Origin of the sequence: Dyadobacter sp. 676 (assembly GCF_040448675.1) — a bacterium.
Classification (GTDB): Bacteria; Bacteroidota; Bacteroidia; order Cytophagales; family Spirosomataceae; genus Dyadobacter.
This window is the reverse complement of sequence record NZ_CP159289.1, coordinates 5,837,258-5,852,013: the sequence shown is the minus strand read 5'-3', so window position 1 is coordinate 5,852,013 and position 14,756 is coordinate 5,837,258. Positions and strand designations below refer to the sequence as shown.

Annotated in this window: 13 protein-coding genes; 9 read left to right on the top strand and 4 right to left on the bottom strand. The window is 53.4% G+C overall.

Features of this window, described 5'->3' with window-relative positions; all coding sequences use genetic code 11:
• Positions 1-7: 7 nt before the first annotated feature.
• The 3 genes from ABV298_RS25830 (at position 8) to ABV298_RS25820 (ending at position 4,330) form a co-directional block, all read left to right on the top strand.
• A complete protein-coding gene (locus ABV298_RS25830; RefSeq protein WP_353719019.1) occupies positions 8-2,728 on the top strand; it encodes a substrate-binding domain-containing protein in 2,721 nt (906 codons plus the stop codon).
• Positions 2,729-3,029: 301 nt separating this feature from the next.
• A complete protein-coding gene (locus tag ABV298_RS25825; RefSeq protein ID WP_353719018.1) occupies positions 3,030-3,293 on the top strand; it encodes a carboxymuconolactone decarboxylase family protein in 264 nt (87 codons plus the stop codon).
• A gap of 260 nt (positions 3,294-3,553) precedes the next feature.
• On the top strand, positions 3,554-4,330 hold the full coding sequence (locus ABV298_RS25820) for an OBAP family protein (protein ID WP_353719017.1): 777 nt from the start codon (positions 3,554-3,556) through the stop codon (positions 4,328-4,330).
• 34 nt (positions 4,331-4,364) lie between these two features.
• Here ABV298_RS25820 and ABV298_RS25815 read toward each other — a convergent pair whose 3' ends face one another.
• The 3 genes from ABV298_RS25815 to ABV298_RS25805 all read right to left on the bottom strand — a co-directional run bounded on the left by ABV298_RS25815 (position 4,365) and on the right by ABV298_RS25805 (position 6,557).
• On the bottom strand, positions 4,365-5,234 hold the full coding sequence (locus ABV298_RS25815; RefSeq protein ID WP_353719016.1) for an SDR family oxidoreductase: 870 nt from the start codon (positions 5,232-5,234) through the stop codon (positions 4,365-4,367).
• An 81-nt stretch (positions 5,235-5,315) separates the two neighbouring features.
• Positions 5,316-6,128, bottom strand: coding sequence for an AraC family transcriptional regulator (locus ABV298_RS25810; protein WP_353719015.1), 813 nt, complete (start codon positions 6,126-6,128; stop codon positions 5,316-5,318).
• A gap of 42 nt (positions 6,129-6,170) precedes the next feature.
• Complete coding sequence (locus ABV298_RS25805; protein ID WP_353719014.1) at positions 6,171-6,557, bottom strand: helix-turn-helix domain-containing protein; 387 nt, start codon at positions 6,555-6,557, stop codon at positions 6,171-6,173.
• A 110-nt stretch (positions 6,558-6,667) separates the two neighbouring features.
• On the opposite strand from ABV298_RS25805, the gene ABV298_RS25800 reads away from it, so the two are divergent.
• The 3 genes from ABV298_RS25800 to ABV298_RS25790 all read left to right on the top strand — a co-directional run bounded on the left by ABV298_RS25800 (position 6,668) and on the right by ABV298_RS25790 (position 11,087).
• On the top strand, positions 6,668-7,645 hold the full coding sequence (locus ABV298_RS25800) for an NmrA/HSCARG family protein (protein WP_353719013.1): 978 nt from the start codon (positions 6,668-6,670) through the stop codon (positions 7,643-7,645).
• Positions 7,646-7,939: 294 nt separating this feature from the next.
• On the top strand, positions 7,940-9,913 hold the full coding sequence (locus ABV298_RS25795; RefSeq protein WP_353719012.1) for a two-component regulator propeller domain-containing protein: 1,974 nt from the start codon (positions 7,940-7,942) through the stop codon (positions 9,911-9,913).
• Entirely contained in the window at positions 9,807-11,087 is a 1,281-nt protein-coding gene (locus tag ABV298_RS25790) for a HAMP domain-containing sensor histidine kinase (protein WP_353719011.1), read from the top strand. Before ABV298_RS25795 ends, ABV298_RS25790 begins: the two co-directional genes overlap by 107 nt.
• Here ABV298_RS25790 and ABV298_RS25785 read toward each other — a convergent pair.
• Positions 11,078-11,728 (bottom strand): response regulator transcription factor, encoded by a 651-nt coding sequence (locus tag ABV298_RS25785; protein WP_353719010.1) that lies wholly within the window; start codon positions 11,726-11,728, stop codon positions 11,078-11,080. The genes ABV298_RS25790 and ABV298_RS25785 overlap by 10 nt on opposite strands.
• 204 nt (positions 11,729-11,932) lie before the next feature.
• On the opposite strand from ABV298_RS25785, the gene ABV298_RS25780 reads away from it, so the two are divergent.
• From ABV298_RS25780 to ABV298_RS25770, 3 genes are all read left to right on the top strand, one after another.
• Complete coding sequence (locus ABV298_RS25780; RefSeq protein WP_353719009.1) at positions 11,933-12,562, top strand: response regulator transcription factor; 630 nt, start codon at positions 11,933-11,935, stop codon at positions 12,560-12,562.
• A 99-nt stretch (positions 12,563-12,661) separates the two neighbouring features.
• Positions 12,662-14,275: an SBBP repeat-containing protein gene (locus ABV298_RS25775; protein WP_353719008.1), complete on the top strand. Its 1,614-nt coding sequence runs from the start codon at positions 12,662-12,664 to the stop codon at positions 14,273-14,275.
• Complete coding sequence (locus ABV298_RS25770; protein ID WP_353719007.1) at positions 14,157-14,747, top strand: SBBP repeat-containing protein; 591 nt, start codon at positions 14,157-14,159, stop codon at positions 14,745-14,747. The genes ABV298_RS25775 and ABV298_RS25770 overlap by 119 nt, the downstream gene beginning before the upstream one ends.
• The last annotated feature ends 9 nt before the right edge of the window (positions 14,748-14,756 follow it).

Here is a 14,756-nt window from a genome sequence, read left to right as displayed (position 1 = left end):
TATTTTCATGCCCATGAGATTCGTGCTGATCGCTTTCCTGCTGCTGACGTTGTTTGCGGGCTGTGCCGAAAAACAGCGGGAAAACTACGTCATCGGCTTTTCGCAATGCACCGGCGACGACGAATGGAGGCGTGCCATGCTCGACGGCATGGAGCGCGAACTGGCATTTCACAACAATACGAAACTGATTTTCAAGGACGCCCACGCCAACAGCGCCGTTCAGGTGAAGCAGATCGAGGAATTGTTGCAAAGCGGCATTCACCTGCTGATCGTGTCGCCCAACGAATCGGACCCGCTCACGCCTGTGATCGAAAAGGTGTTCAGGAAAGGGATTCCGGTGGTGGTGGTCGACAGGCGCACTTCCTCTCCCTATTACACCGCATATGTGGGCGGAGATAATTACCAGGTAGGCAAAACCGTGGGCGAGTACATCGTCACGCTGCTGCGGGGCGAGGGCAAGATCATCGAAATCACCGGGCTGCCACGCTCCTCGCCCGCCTCCGACCGCCACCGCGGCCTCGTGGATGCCCTCGCGGGCCAGCCGGGTATCCGGCGCATGGCTACGCTGAATGGTCAGTGGGAGAAGGAGATCGCCAAAAAACAACTGCGCGAGACATTACCGCGCTTCCCGGACCTCGACCTGATCTTCGCCCAGAACGAGGTCATGGCGATGGGCGCCCGGGAGGTTTGTAATGAAGTTTTTCCCGACCGCAAGATCCGTGTGATCGGCGTCGACGGCCTGCCGGGGCAATTCGGGGATATTCAGATGGTGTACGATGGCCACATTACCGCCACGGCCCTATATCCGACAGGCGGCGAAGAAGCGGCACGGATAGCGATGAACATCCTGCAAAAGCAGCCTTATCAGAAAGAAAACCTGCTGCAAACCGCCATCATCGACTCGTCGAATGTGCGGATGATCAAAATGCAGACCGACAAGATGATCTCGCAGCAAAACGATATCGAACGCCAGCAAGCCCGGATCGACGAGCAGCTGGAAATTTACCAGACCCAGCGCGGGCTGCTGTACGTGATGACGGGGCTTTTTATCGTATCCATCATCCTGGGCTCCGTCGCCTTGTATTCGCTGATCGAAAATAAGAAGATCAACCGGGAGCTGAACTCGAAAAACCAGGAAATCCTGGTTCAGCGCAACCGCATTCAGGACATTGCCGAAAAAGCACAGGAAGCGACCGAGTCCAAATTCAGGTTCTTTACCAATATTTCCCATGAATTCAGGACGCCGCTGACACTCATCCTCGGGCCGGTGGAAGAGCTTTTAAAACAAAAAAATGAAAACCCGGCCGCGAGAAAGAATCTTTCACTGGTGCAAAAGAATGCGAAGCGGCTGCTATGGCTCGTGAACCAACTGATGGATTTCCGCAAGATCGAAAGCGGGAAGATCCGCGTGCAGGCTTCGGGCAGCGATATCGTCGCTTTCATTCGCGAACTTATGCTGCCGTTCGATCAGGTGGCCCGGAAACGCCGGATCGATTTTCGCCTCATTACCACATTGCCCAGCCTGGAAGTGTGGTTCGACCGCGATATGATGGACAAGGTGTTTTTCAACCTGCTTTCCAATGCATTCAAGTTCACCTCCGACTGGGGACGCATTCATATCCACCTGTCCAGGATCAGCGACCATGTGGTTATCAAGGTGCAGGACAATGGCTCCGGGCTGAGCGAAACGGACATTGCCGGCGCATTCGAGATGTTTTACCAGGGGAAAAACTCGATCAAGGGTACGGGACTCGGGTTACCGTTATCGCGCGAGTTCGTGGAGCTGCACCAGGGAACGATCATAGCCGACGGGAAAAAGGACGAAGGCGCTACTTTTACCGTTACTTTGCCGCTGGGTACGGCACATTTGCGGCCCGAAGACATAGCCGACCCGGTTGCAGACCCCGTCGACCGCTCCGTTGACTGGACGATCGCCGAAACGGAAGAACGGCCCGCTACGGCTGTACAAAAGGACCAGCCCGCGGTATTGCTCATCGAAGACAACGAGGATCTGCTCGGGTTCATGGCAGGACTTTTGCAAAATCACTATCAGGTCTCGACCGCCACCGACGGCCTTGCCGGCCTGGACCAATGCTTCGAAACCGTACCCGACCTGATCGTTTGCGACGTAATGCTACCGGGAATGGACGGCCTGCAAATAACTTCCACATTGAAAGCGGATTTGCGCACGTCGCACATTCCGGTGATCCTGCTTACCGCCAGAAACACCCCCGAACAACAGGTGGAGGGCATGCAGGCGCGGGCGGACATGTACCTTACGAAACCATTCAGCCCGCAATTCCTGCAAGAAAGCATCCGGAGCCTGCTGGCCAACCGGCAATTGCTGCGCAGCGCACAAATCGGCCGGGGTATGCCCGACGCCGAAGCCGGGCTCTCGCGGCTCGATAAAAAATTCCTGAACGAACTCCGCGCGCTGATCGTCTCCCGGCTGGACGACCCGGGCCTGACGGTAGAATCCCTGGGCAAAGAGTTGGGCCTGTCGCGCGTGCAGCTTTTCCGAAAAACGAAAGCGCTCCTGGGTGGTGGTGCCAACGACCTCATTCTGAATCTCCGCCTGGAAAAAGCATGCTCGTTGCTTCTGAACCCGGACCTGACCATGGCCGAGATCGCCGATCAAACCGGGTTTACCTCGCAAAGCTATTTTTCGACTGTTTTCAAAAACCGCTTCGGGGTATCGCCCAAGGATTGGCGGTTTGTGAAAAGCTGAGTCGGATCGGTGTTTATCTGCCGCGAACCGCATCACCTGGTTTTAATGCCGGTAAACAACCGGTAGGACGCGCGTTTTAACGCAAGTTACGGGCCGATGGAATGCCGGCACGTACGAATGGAATGAGAAGTCAGACCGACGCTTTTAACCCGTGCCGTAGATTATCCCCTCGCGGCCCTTTTGGGTAGGTTAGGAAATTTATTTTATAACCAAAGAACGATGGCTGACTACCAAAACCCCGGCGACCGCGCCTACACCGAGACACTGATTAACGCCGCCAAAAAGGAAGCGGCAGCTTTTTTTGAACCTGAAATATACCGCGGAACGTGCCGACGGCGTAATCCCGGTCAAATACCGCGAACTGATGTCGGTAGCGGTGGCCCTGACGACCCAATGCGCCTATTGCATCGAATCTCATATCGAAAATGCGGTTAAAGCCGGAGCCAGCCGGGAGGAAATCGCCGAAACGGTATTTATCGCCGCGGCTCTCCGGGCAGGAGGCGCGGTCGGAAACGGGCTGTTCGCGATGCGTCTTTTCGAGCAGAAAAGTGAAACCGGCCAATAGCTCTTCCCGCCGGGAATCGCTTCCCCATTATGTTCCCCGCATTCCCCGCCGCGCCGCTCAAACGGAGCAGCCGCGGCGGAAACGTGCGGGGTACGCTTATTGACAACGACGCCGGCTATCAGGTGTATTTGTTTCAACATTTAAACTGAAAGTGCCATGTCGGTTGTAATGGCCAGTTCCACAGAGAGCTGGGAGGATGCCGCGCAGACAGCCGGTTCCGGCATCACTATCACTATTCCTGGCTAAATATTATGAGACGCATGTTTTCCAAGCCCTTGTTGTGGGGGTTACTATTGCTGGCCGGTTGCGGCGGACGGAACACCGAATCCAATGTGGATGTCCCCGGCGATCAAAAGCCTGTTAAAGATCGCCTGCTGACCACCGGGGCCGATTTATTGCAAAGCAAAGGGCCGCTCCGCTACTTCGACGCGTATCTGGATGGTTTTCACTTTTACAACGGGAACATCCGGGCACAAATGGAAGCCCACCATTATGTTCAGCAGCTCAACCAGGATGTTTACCAGGCGGTTATCTTCGATGGAAACGAGCGCGATGCCAAGCTGATGGGCGTGGAATATATCATTACCGAAAAACTGTTCAGGACGCTTTCCGAGGAAGAACGGAAGCTTTGGCATTCCCACGCCTATGAGGTTAAATCGGGTACGCTTATAGCGCCCGGAATCCCTCTTATTGCCGAGCACGAGCTGATGAAAAAACTCGTTTCAACCTATGGCAAAACCATCCATACCTGGCACACCGACCAGCAAAGGGACCTGCCGTTGGGCTCGCCTATGCTGATGATGGGTTTCACCCGCGACGGGCAACTCCGGAAAGAGCTCGTTGAAGCGCGCGATAAGCGTTTCAATGTGTCCACCGCGAAAACGCGGATGAACCGGCAGGACATCCGGCAACCAACGCCGGTGGCGGGGGCAAATGCGTGGGAACAGGGCGCTGTGCGGCAATTCGTAATCAGCAGCAGTGCCGACAGCGCCATTCACAAACACCAGGGAGCCCCGCAAAATAAAGCCGAAGACTGAATATGAATGCTTGGGCATAGCCTTGATCCGCATATCAGCGAAATAGAAAGCTATGTTCCCTGACAAACTGTTTGAAAGTGACCGCATTCTGCCCCGTAACGCGCTGCACGGTGTCGTACACCGGCTGCGCCTCGCCCCGCGCATAATGTGCGTAGTCTTCGATCAGCCCTCCTACCTGCCATTCGGGAAAACCTGCGGCCTGTAAAGCCGCTTCCATTTGTGCAGGCGTTACGTCTACAAACGTAACGGGTTTGCCCAGCACCGTGGAAAATGTCCCGGCCATTTCGTAATGGCTGAGCGATTGCGGCCCCGTGATGTCGTAAACCTTGTTTCGGTGCCCGTCCTGCGTCAGGGCAGCTGCCGCAACCGCCGCGATGTCCCTCACATCGACAGCGCTTACCCTCGCCTTGCCGATAGCCGCAAAAAAACGGCCGCTATCCCTTATGTGTGTTTTAAACGCCAGCAGGCCCTGCATGTACAGGTTGGGACGAAGGAAAGTGTAGGCGAACCCCAGGTCTCTGATCCTCTTTTCCACCCTCGCGTGATACCGTAGAAACCGGACAGGCGAAGACTCGTCTGCGGCGAACTGGGAAAGCTTGACAATGTGCTTAACCCCCGCCTCATACGCGGCCTGAACGAAATTCATTTGCAAAGACTCGGCTTTTTCCGATGAATTCGTTAAAAGAAAAGCCGTTTCGACGCCCCTGAGCGCATGCTCAAAACTGGCGGGATTATCGAGATTCCCTTCCGTGACCTCGGCGAGGGGTAAATTTTTTAAAACTCCGGCATTGGAACCGCTGCGCACCAATGCTTTGAAAGGTACCTGCATGGAGGCCAGCCGTTGAACCAATTGCGCTCCCACGGTACCGGTAGCGCCTGTCAGAAAGATGTTTGCCTGTTTCATAATTTCCGTTTTTTAATGAACAGCACAAAATTCGTCCGCCGGGAGCAGCAAAAATTGTAAGAAAACGAAACGTCCCGTACGCTAGGAGGCTGTCTGGCAGATCCCGGCCTGAAATTTCAGGTATTGTCCGGGACTAACGTTCATAAAATGCCGGAAGTCGTGGATCAGCTGGCTTTGGTCGTAATATCCGCTCGCTTCGGCGATCTGGTGCCAATCCGCCTTGCCGCTAATCCCTTGCGACATGCGCAGGGCATTCAGAAACTTTTGATACCGGCTTCTTTCCTTCGCTGTGTAACCCAGGTATTTTTTGTGGTTTAGCTGCACGTTGCGTTCGCTTTGTCCCGTCTCCTGTGCAATGGTCCTGATTGCGTTCATCCGGACATAGTCGGGCCGGGCTTCCGTTATGCATTCGAACGCGGCGTCCCTCGGGCGAAGGTACGGCCTGCAAAAATCCAGGATCAGCCCTGGCCGCCTGTGAGGGGATTCGTTTTTAAGCCGCAGCCAAAGCTCCGAAAAGCAGCTTTTTTCCAGGAGTTCGTCGGGATGCCGGGCAATCATTTCCGAAAACATAACCGGTCCGAAAAAACGATAAAAGGCGTCGTCCCTGAAATTAACGACCAGCAAATGGGTATCCGGCGGCAAAATATATTCAATGGGCCGTTTGAGCGGCCCCAGGACAATGCACTGCTCTACCCAAAGCGCATTATCCCCGAACCGTACCCTGGCGGGCGATCCGAAGTTGAACGCGATGATGGTCTGAAAACTGGGTATCAGTGTTTTGTGAACAGGGTGTGCGCTGTCGTTCCGGGCTGTGTAGAAATAGGAAAAAACGTTGGCAAACTCATCTGGAACAGCGATCCGCTCCTCCGCATAAATTCCTTTACTATCCTCCATTCGGGTTATCGGCCTGTTGTTCAATTCATCCATTTAAAACCGCTACCGGCCCTCCATCGAAACGTTTATAAATTTGCCTTCTCGGGAGGCGATTTCATTACCCCATCCAAGGATGGCATCCAGTACAGGCCGGCACGACTTGCCAAAATCCGTCAGGCTGTAAACCACCCTGACAGGCGGCTTTTCCCCATAGACCTGCCTGGCGACAAGGCCATCTTCCTCCAACTGCTTTAATTGCAGGCTTAATGTCCTTTCGGTTACCCCCGGCATTTCTTTTCTAAGTTCGCTGTACCGTTTGGGGGCATCCTTCAAATGATACAGGATAACCACCTTCCACTTCCCCCCTACCAGGTCCATAGCCAGGCTTACCGTACACGGGTACAACTTGCTGTTGACTTCTACAAAATCACCCCGACATTCTATTTCCATAACGATCCGTTTGAGCACCTATCCAAATGGATAGTTATTGCAAAGCTATTAAGCTATAAATAGTTTTGCAACTATATTTTTTATAGTATAAATTTTTGAAACAATAGAGCATGAGATCTGAATCGAAAGTACACGGTATCGCGGATAGCGAATACAAACCACTTATCACCATCACAGGCATTTCGGGCAAGCAGGGGCGCAGTGTTGCCCATACCTTGCTGGCAAGCGGGCGGTATCGCGTCCGCGGCATTACCCGGCGGACCGATTCTCCCGAGGCGCTCCGTTTGGCGGCGCAGGGAGCCCAATTGATCGGTCTTCCCCTTGCTCCCGGATACGAAAAGGAATATCAAGAAGCATTCCTCGGCTCGGACGGTGTTTTCCTGCTAACCCCAAACATCGTACCGCCGGCAAGTTACGAGCTGGAACTGGGCAAGCAGCTGGCCGATGCGGCTGTTCGTGCCGGCGTGCGGCATATCGTTTTCAGCAGCCTGGAAGACGTCGACAAAATCAGTGGAGGGAAAATATTTGCGCCCCACTTTACGGACAAAGCCAGGATCGAGGCGTACATCAGGACGTTACCGGTCGTAAGCTCTTTCATTTACATGGCTTTCTTTTATACGAACCTGATGGAATTTTATACGCCCGTTATGAAAGGGGATACGCTCATATTCCCGATATACCTGCCCGAAAACTTCCCCGCCCCGTTCGTCGACCCTCTTACCGCCACCGGCCCTGCCGTTCTGGAAATTTTCTCGAATCCCGACCAGTATGCCGGTAAATCGTTGCCGGTCATCGGCGACATCATTTCACCCCGTGAAATGGTCGATACCTTTGCGCGGGTCACCGGCAAAAAGGCTGAGTACAGTTCCGCGTTCTCGCAGGAAGAACTACTCCGTCACTTCCCCGAATTCGGTTCCAACGAGACGCTGGTCCGCGAGATTTCGGGAATGGTAACCTATGCCGTCGAATACGGCTATTTCGGAAAAGATCGTGACCTGCTTTGGTACAAACAAATCAACCCGGACGTGCTCGATTGGGAACAGTTCCTGCGAACCACGAGCTGGAAGGGACAAATAATTTCCTGTTGAAATCCGCTTCGGAGCCATTTCCGGCACAACCGCGGTGCGGTTCCGTAATTTTAGCCCGCGGGCAGGGTTAGGGAATGATCCAACAGGCATAAAGCGGCAAATACCCGTGACGGCAGGGACGCTGCCACCGGGGCTCGTCATTAGTATTTGCCGGCTTTTTCCTTTTGAGAAACGGGTTGCAAAAAAGATATCCGCGCTCCGTTGACCTTCCGGCTGAAAATCGGGTCACGGTCTTGAAGAGTATTCGCGCAATTCCGCTTTATTGCACCTTCAACGTTATATTAGGCAGCCAAAATGCATCCATTTTACAAGGCCCCTTTTCTATTGGTTCTTTGCTTATTTACCCTCCCTCATATTTCAGCCGGCCAAAAAGCGCCGAACCAGCAAGCCTCCGTTCCGGGTTACGATGTCAGGCATTTCACGGACGAAAATGGCCTGCCGCAAAACAGCGTCAAATCGATTGCCCGGGACGAGCGCGGGAACGTCTGGCTGGCTACGGAAAGGGGCCTGGTGCGTTTCGACGGAAACCGTTTTGTCAGTTTCGACAAGCTGGGCGACTCTTATGCCGCCCGAAGTATCTCCGGTTTCTACCTCGATCCGGAAAACGGTCGGGACGATCTGCTTGCGATGACCAACAACGAGGTCTGGGTCCGGGTGGTCGGAGGCAAAGCGGCTATCGACACTTCCCTGAAAGGTTATCCCCTGCGCAGGTCGGCCAATATTCCAAAAATCCGCAAGCTGCATCTGATCGAAGCACTGCCGGACCTTAACGAGGATGCGTTGACGCACTATCGCCACGAAATTGCGGCGTTATACCCGGCGCCCGGAGCAAGGCATTTCGCGTATGACGAGCAAGACGTCGGCTACTATGTGAACAATAAAATGACGAAGCTCTTTCATTTTCCCGGCATGAGCTTTTTCCGCTTTTTCCGTTTGGGCGACGACCTGTATTACCTGCACGAAAATTTAAGCCTGACCCGTTTTCCGGGTCCGGGAGGCGGCTCGCGTCCGCGGGAATCAATACTTTCCGGTGCCATTTCGGAAGATTTGAAATTAACATCCGGACATCGGATTTTCTGGAATAACTGCTCCAACCAGGCCTTCGTATCCGCAGGCAGGCGTCTGTACGAGCTGCAACCCGCCGGGGACGGATCGCTTCGGAGCACCCTGATCCTCGACGGATTCGACTTTCAGGCCGCAGGCATTAAAACCATTCACCTGAACAGGGAGACCGGCCGGTTGTTCCTCGGAAGCCAGCTCCATGGTCTCTATGTTCTCAGCAAAAAGCAGTTTCGAACGATAAGTGCCCCGCGTGCAAGTCTGGACAACGTGTATTATGGTCAGGCGCTTCTCGACAATAACAAAATTATCACCGTTAACGGCACCGTTTTCTCACTCGATGAAAACGGTTCGGTGACTTCGCATTTGAAATTAATGGAAAAATCCGTCGACTGGGACAAGTACAGCATCCTGAAAGACCGTGCGGGAACGATATGGTGTAAACGACGGGAAACGTTGTTCAGGTTCGACGGCGATGGGGAACATATCATTTCCACCTGGAAGATCCCCGACGAGATAAAGCAACTCTACGAAGGACGGGACGGCAGGATCTGGATCGGCACCAATGCGACCGGCCTCTACTACATCGATCCTTCGCAACCCGGCGTGCAACCGCGCTACTTTGCGGGAAAGCACCTGTCCAACATTTCCTGGATTCAACATCAAACCGCAGAAATCCTGTGGATCGGAACCGGGAAGGGGCTTTATAAAATCCATTTGCGTACGAAACGGATAACCTGCATTACCGGCCTTGCCAGTTTTTATATCCGGAGCCTCTATATTCCCGACGGTCGGGACGAAATATGGATTACCACCTACGCCAATGGCCTATTTCTTTTGAAGGGCAATAAACTGACGCAGTTCCCGGTGGACAAGGAGCAGTACCTCGCCAGCGCCCACTGCATGACAGAGGATAAGAACGGTTTCTTTTGGATAACGACCAATAAAGGGTTGTTCCAAATCAAAAGGAGTGACCTCCTGGCCTACGCACGTAAGCCCTTCGACTTGTATTATCACTATTACTCCAAAACCGCGGGCTTCAATACCAATGAATTCAATGGAGGTTGCCAGCCGTGCGCGCTAAGGGCGCCCGGGGGGCATCGTGTCTCTCCCGTCGATCGACGGCCTCGTGTGGTTCGTGCCGGAACAGACGCGACCGGAGCTCCCCGACGAGCAGATTTTCATCGACAGTTCGGGCGGCGACGATAGCACCTTGACATTCGATGGCAATAGGGTGTCGGTCGGGGCCGGGGTGCCGCAAATCGTTTTGAAGGTAACCACCCCCTATTTCGGGGATCCATACAATCTGAGAATGTCGTACCGGATCTTTAAAGGCGACGAACCCCTGACGGAATGGAAAGCCCTGGAAGAAAACAGGGCCATAGCCATTCCCCTGCACGGAGGAGGCAATTATACGCTGCGCGTGCGCAAGGCTAACGGCTTCGGGAAGAACAATTACAGTGAGATGCAGGTAACTATTGCCGTCGGGAGACGGTGGCATGAAACATGGTGGTTCCGGGGCATCGCCGTCGCGGCGGTCCTGCTGCTGTTCTACGGGATATTGAGGCAGCGCATCAAAGCGATCAAAAAACAAAACCTCCTATTGGAAGCCAAGGTCAGGGAGCGGACGGAGCATCTGGAAAAAACACTCGGCGTGCTGAGCGATTCTGAAAAACACCTCGAACAGCAAGTCAGGTTGCATATTCATATGATCGCGTCCATCTCGCACGACATTCGCACTCCGGTGAAGCATATGTCGTATGCACTGGATTACAGTCAGTCCCTGATCGAAGCAAACAACCTCGACAGCGCCATCAGCTTCATGAAACAGTTAAAGCTGGCCGTCGAAAACATGTATCATATGGTTGACAACCTGGTCAATTTCATCAAACCCGAGCTGCGCGGCGGGTACAATACGCTGTCGGAGGTCGGGCTGCGTGACCTGATCGAAGAAAAGGTTTCGCTTTTCAGACCGATCGCCAATGCAAGCAATGGTGCTATCCAGGTGGACGTGGCCCCCGGTGAAACCGTATTGACCGACCCTAAACTTTTGGGCATCATCGTCCATAATCTGATCGATAACGCCATCAAAATCCGGGAGGGAAACAGGGTCAAAATTTACACCAGGCATGAAGAAGCCGGAATGCACCTCATTTTTGAAGATATCGGCCCCGGCATGCCTTCCGAGCTGCTGACCTGGCTCAACGCGGTGGACCCTGACGAACATACCAATCTTCCCGTAGGCTACGAAGGCCTCGGCCTGCTCCTGCTGAAACAGATATCCAAGTTCCTGCGTTTGGAACTGTACGTTAAAAACAATCCGGGCGCATGCATCCACCTGTTTTTCGGGAAAGACAACGCGACCGAAACAACTCATAGATGATCCGCGGTACTTTCTTCCAGGTACCAGAATTTTTTGGCGAGATCTACGATGTTATCGACTTTCAGTTTCTTGAAAATCCGGTTCTTTTGCGTTCCCACCGTAGAAATCTTGACATTCAGCTCGTCGGCGATCGATTTGAGCCATTTGCCCGTGAGCAGCAACCCGAGGACCTCCCGTTCGCGCGGAGTGAGCTGAGCGGCCGGGTCCGACGGCATCGGCTTTCCCTCGATCAGGTTGCTGAGCATAGCCTCTTTTAGCTTCGGACTGATATACTTTTTATTTTCCAGCACCGTTCGGATCGCCCTCGCCGCTTCCGAATCGAAGCTGTTTTTATGCAGGAAACCGTTGGCGCCCCTGTCGAGGTAAACGGGGGCATTCCTCAATTCATCCCTGCCCGAAAATACCAGAATCTTCAAATCCGGCTGCGCATCCCTGTACACGCTGATCATCTCCGGCCCGCGGGTCCCCGGAATGGCAAGGTCCAGGATCATAAGGTCCACATGCTTTCGGGCAAGGGCATCGAGTCCTTCCTGAAACGTGTACCCGAAAGTAATTGTGGAATTCTCGACTACTGTCTTTACGATGGCTTGTATCCCGATGGATACCATGGGATGGTCGTCGATAATGAGGATGTGATACATGTTGGGGTGCTGAGAGAACGATTTACAATTCAAGGTAAAGGTAGCAGACGATTTTCACAAACTGAATAATTCGTAACAGTTAGTAGTAATATTTCGATTTCCGTTGTTGATACTCCCCTATATGTTTACACCGTCCATCTGTCGATGACAGAAATCCGGGACGTGATTTTACCCCATTTTACACATGAATAACCCTACCCGATCATGACGATATCAGTCGTTACAGATAATCCCCTGTTTTCAATCGCAATACGCGCAATTATCGAAAGTCAGTATCCCGAAAGTCCCATCGTCGTAACGGATACCGTCCGAAAAGCCATCGAGTTGTCCGGGACTTCAAAATTTCAGGTAATGATTCTGGATATAGGTGCCTCCGACGCCAAGGATACGATCTTGATAGAGGATTTCAAAACGATAAACCCACAGGCGGCAATCCTGGTCAATCTCGGCGACCAGACCCAGTTTATGTACAAATTTATCCGGGCGGGCGTAACGGCGTTGTTTTCGAACAAGTCCTTGCCCGAAGAGATCAGCGAGGGCCTCCGGCACGCCGAAAATAATACCAGGTACATCAGCTCCGATGTCCAGCAACAGCTGCTGTTTCATATCGTCGATAAGCCCATTAACCGGACGCTGACGAAAAGGGAAGAGTTTATGGCTGATTTACTGCTGGCCAATAAGTCGCATCAACAGGTCGCCAACATTACCGGCACCACCTCCAAAAGTGTGGGATACTACAAACGCAGAATCTTCCGGAAGTTGGAGGTAGACAACTTAGTCGACCTCGCCGTCAAACTCAACAAGGTGCTGGTCAACAAGGAAAGCGGCAACTAACCGATTCAACCACATTATTCACCAAATCCCATGCCTATGAAACAGAAAAAGATCTGAGAACCACCCCGCTATGTTTATTCATTCATTTAACTGTCAGTTATGCAAAAACGATTTCTACTGTTTCTGGCCTTATGGGGCTGGACAACTTATGCGGCGACGGCCCAGGCCCCCGCAGTACCCCCGCCTCCCCAGCGACCCGCTGAACAGGTGAGCAAAGACAAGATGTCGCAATGGCTGAAAGATGCCGCAGGCGCGGGCTTTACCGAAAACAGGGGACAGCTCGTTAACCAGGCAGGTAAGCCCAACAAGGCTGTGAAATACCTGTTGAGCATGCCCGGACTCAAAGTCCAATTGCGTCAGACGGGTTTCAGTTACGACACCTACACGACGAAAAACAAGTTCCACCGTGTCGATATCGAGCTGCTCGGGGCTAACCCGGCGGCGGCGATGACCACCGGTCCGGCCGTTTCCGAGCCGGTGAACGTGGTCAACGGGAACGGAGAATTCTATGGCATCCACAAGTTTCAGACTGTGACCTACCGTGACGTGTATCCCGGCATCGACCTCGAATTCGTCGCGCGCAAAGGCACCGACAAGCCGGTTGAATACAACTTCATTGTACGTCCCGGCGCCGATGCATCGCAAATTAGGCTCAAATACAAGGGCGCCAACCAGACTGTCCTTAAGAATGGCCGCGTCGTGATGGCCCTCAACCATGGAGCACTTAACGAACACATTCCGGCCAGCTGGATTGACCAAACAGGTCAAAAAGTAAGTGTTCGGTACAAAGCCACGGGAGCCGATGTTTATGCCTTCCATGTCCCGTCTTATGACAGAACCAAAACGCTGGTCATCGACCCTACCCCGCAACTGGAATGGGCAACCTATTACGGTGGAACAGCCGTGGACCAGATCGCGGCTGTGGCAACGGATGCCAGCGGCAACATTTACGTAACTGGTAATACGGCCAGTAGTTTCGGTATTGCCACTGCCGGAGCCTACGACGGAAGTTATGGCGGCGGCGTAACGGGAACAACTCCGAACGAAGACGCGTTTCTGGCCAAATTCAACAGCGCGGGGCAGCGTATCTGGGCCACTTATTACGGAGGAGCGGGAAGGGATCTAGCTTCCGCTCTTGCCGTCCATGGCAATGTGCTGTACATCGGTGGTACGACTACCAGCACCGGTATGGCAACCGCCGGCGCGCATCAGACCGCCCAGACTGCGGCGAACCAGAACACCGGCTTTCTGGCCCGGTTCGACGCAACCACGGGCCAGCGCACGTGGGGAAGCTATTTCGGGGGAAGTATGCCGTTTTTTCCTTCCCGGATCGTTGTCGACAACCAGAACAATTTTTATGCGTATGGAAGCATTATTACCGGCACTCAAACGCCAACCGGCGTCGATATCGCCACGCCGGGAACGTTCCGACCTAACCTACCCGCTACCATCGTTATCAACCAGATCCAGTCGGCACTGGTCAAATTCAATGATGCAGGGGTAAGGCAATGGGGTACCTACGTTGATTTCAGTCAAGTTTTTGCAGGACCTCCGCTAACTTCCACCATTTCCTATCTCGGCGCCATGGACCTCGATGCCGATGGCCAGGTATACGTTTCCGGAGCAACGACGAATACCGATCTGGCCGCGAATGCCCCCCCAAGGACAAACCAAGTCCGGATCCACGGATGCTTTTCTTCTGAAAATCGATAAAACGAATGGGCAACGGGTCTGGGGACGTTATTTTGGCGGTTCCAATGCAGATTACATGCATGACATCCACATCGACAGAGCAGGTCAGACTATCTACACGGTTGGTCAGACCAAGAGTGCTTCGGGAATCAGTACTCCCGGTACTTTTATCGAAACTGTGCCTGCTGCTCTTGAGACGTCGGCAATTACAGTGAGGAGCACCTTCTTTGCCAGCTTCGATCTAAGCGGTACCCAAAAAATGGGTACGTACCTGACCACTTCGATTGCAGCGATGACGATTGCTATCAGCGTAACGCAGGACAATGCGGGCAACCTGAATATCATGGGTCAGTCAAACGACGCGGGCGCCGCTCTGGCCACCAATTGTACCTACAAGCCCAGCCCGATGGGAAGCACGGATGTATTTGTGAACCAGTTTACCCCCCCAGGGACAACGCGTTTGGGGGACTTATCTGGGAACGACAGGGGTTGATGGCCCTTA

What these genes read in the sequence shown, in the direction of transcription:
- ABV298_RS25830 (WP_353719019.1), top strand. Translation starts at nt 8, where the DNA reads ATGCCCATGAGATTCGTGCTGATCGCTTTCCTGCTGCTGACGTTGTTT.
- ABV298_RS25820 (WP_353719017.1), top strand. Translation starts at nt 3,554, where the DNA reads ATGTTTTCCAAGCCCTTGTTGTGGGGGTTACTATTGCTGGCCGGTTGC.
- ABV298_RS25815 (WP_353719016.1), bottom strand. Translation starts at nt 5,234, where the DNA reads ATGAAACAGGCAAACATCTTTCTGACAGGCGCTACCGGTACCGTGGGA.
- ABV298_RS25810 (WP_353719015.1), bottom strand. Translation starts at nt 6,128, where the DNA reads ATGGAGGATAGTAAAGGAATTTATGCGGAGGAGCGGATCGCTGTTCCA.
- ABV298_RS25805 (WP_353719014.1), bottom strand. Translation starts at nt 6,557, where the DNA reads ATGGAAATAGAATGTCGGGGTGATTTTGTAGAAGTCAACAGCAAGTTG.
- ABV298_RS25800 (WP_353719013.1), top strand. Translation starts at nt 6,668, where the DNA reads ATGAGATCTGAATCGAAAGTACACGGTATCGCGGATAGCGAATACAAA.
- ABV298_RS25795 (WP_353719012.1), top strand. Translation starts at nt 7,940, where the DNA reads ATGCATCCATTTTACAAGGCCCCTTTTCTATTGGTTCTTTGCTTATTT.
- ABV298_RS25785 (WP_353719010.1), bottom strand. Translation starts at nt 11,728, where the DNA reads ATGTATCACATCCTCATTATCGACGACCATCCCATGGTATCCATCGGG.
- ABV298_RS25780 (WP_353719009.1), top strand. Translation starts at nt 11,933, where the DNA reads ATGACGATATCAGTCGTTACAGATAATCCCCTGTTTTCAATCGCAATA.
- ABV298_RS25775 (WP_353719008.1), top strand. Translation starts at nt 12,662, where the DNA reads ATGCAAAAACGATTTCTACTGTTTCTGGCCTTATGGGGCTGGACAACT.
- ABV298_RS25770 (WP_353719007.1), top strand. Translation starts at nt 14,157, where the DNA reads ATGCCGATGGCCAGGTATACGTTTCCGGAGCAACGACGAATACCGATC.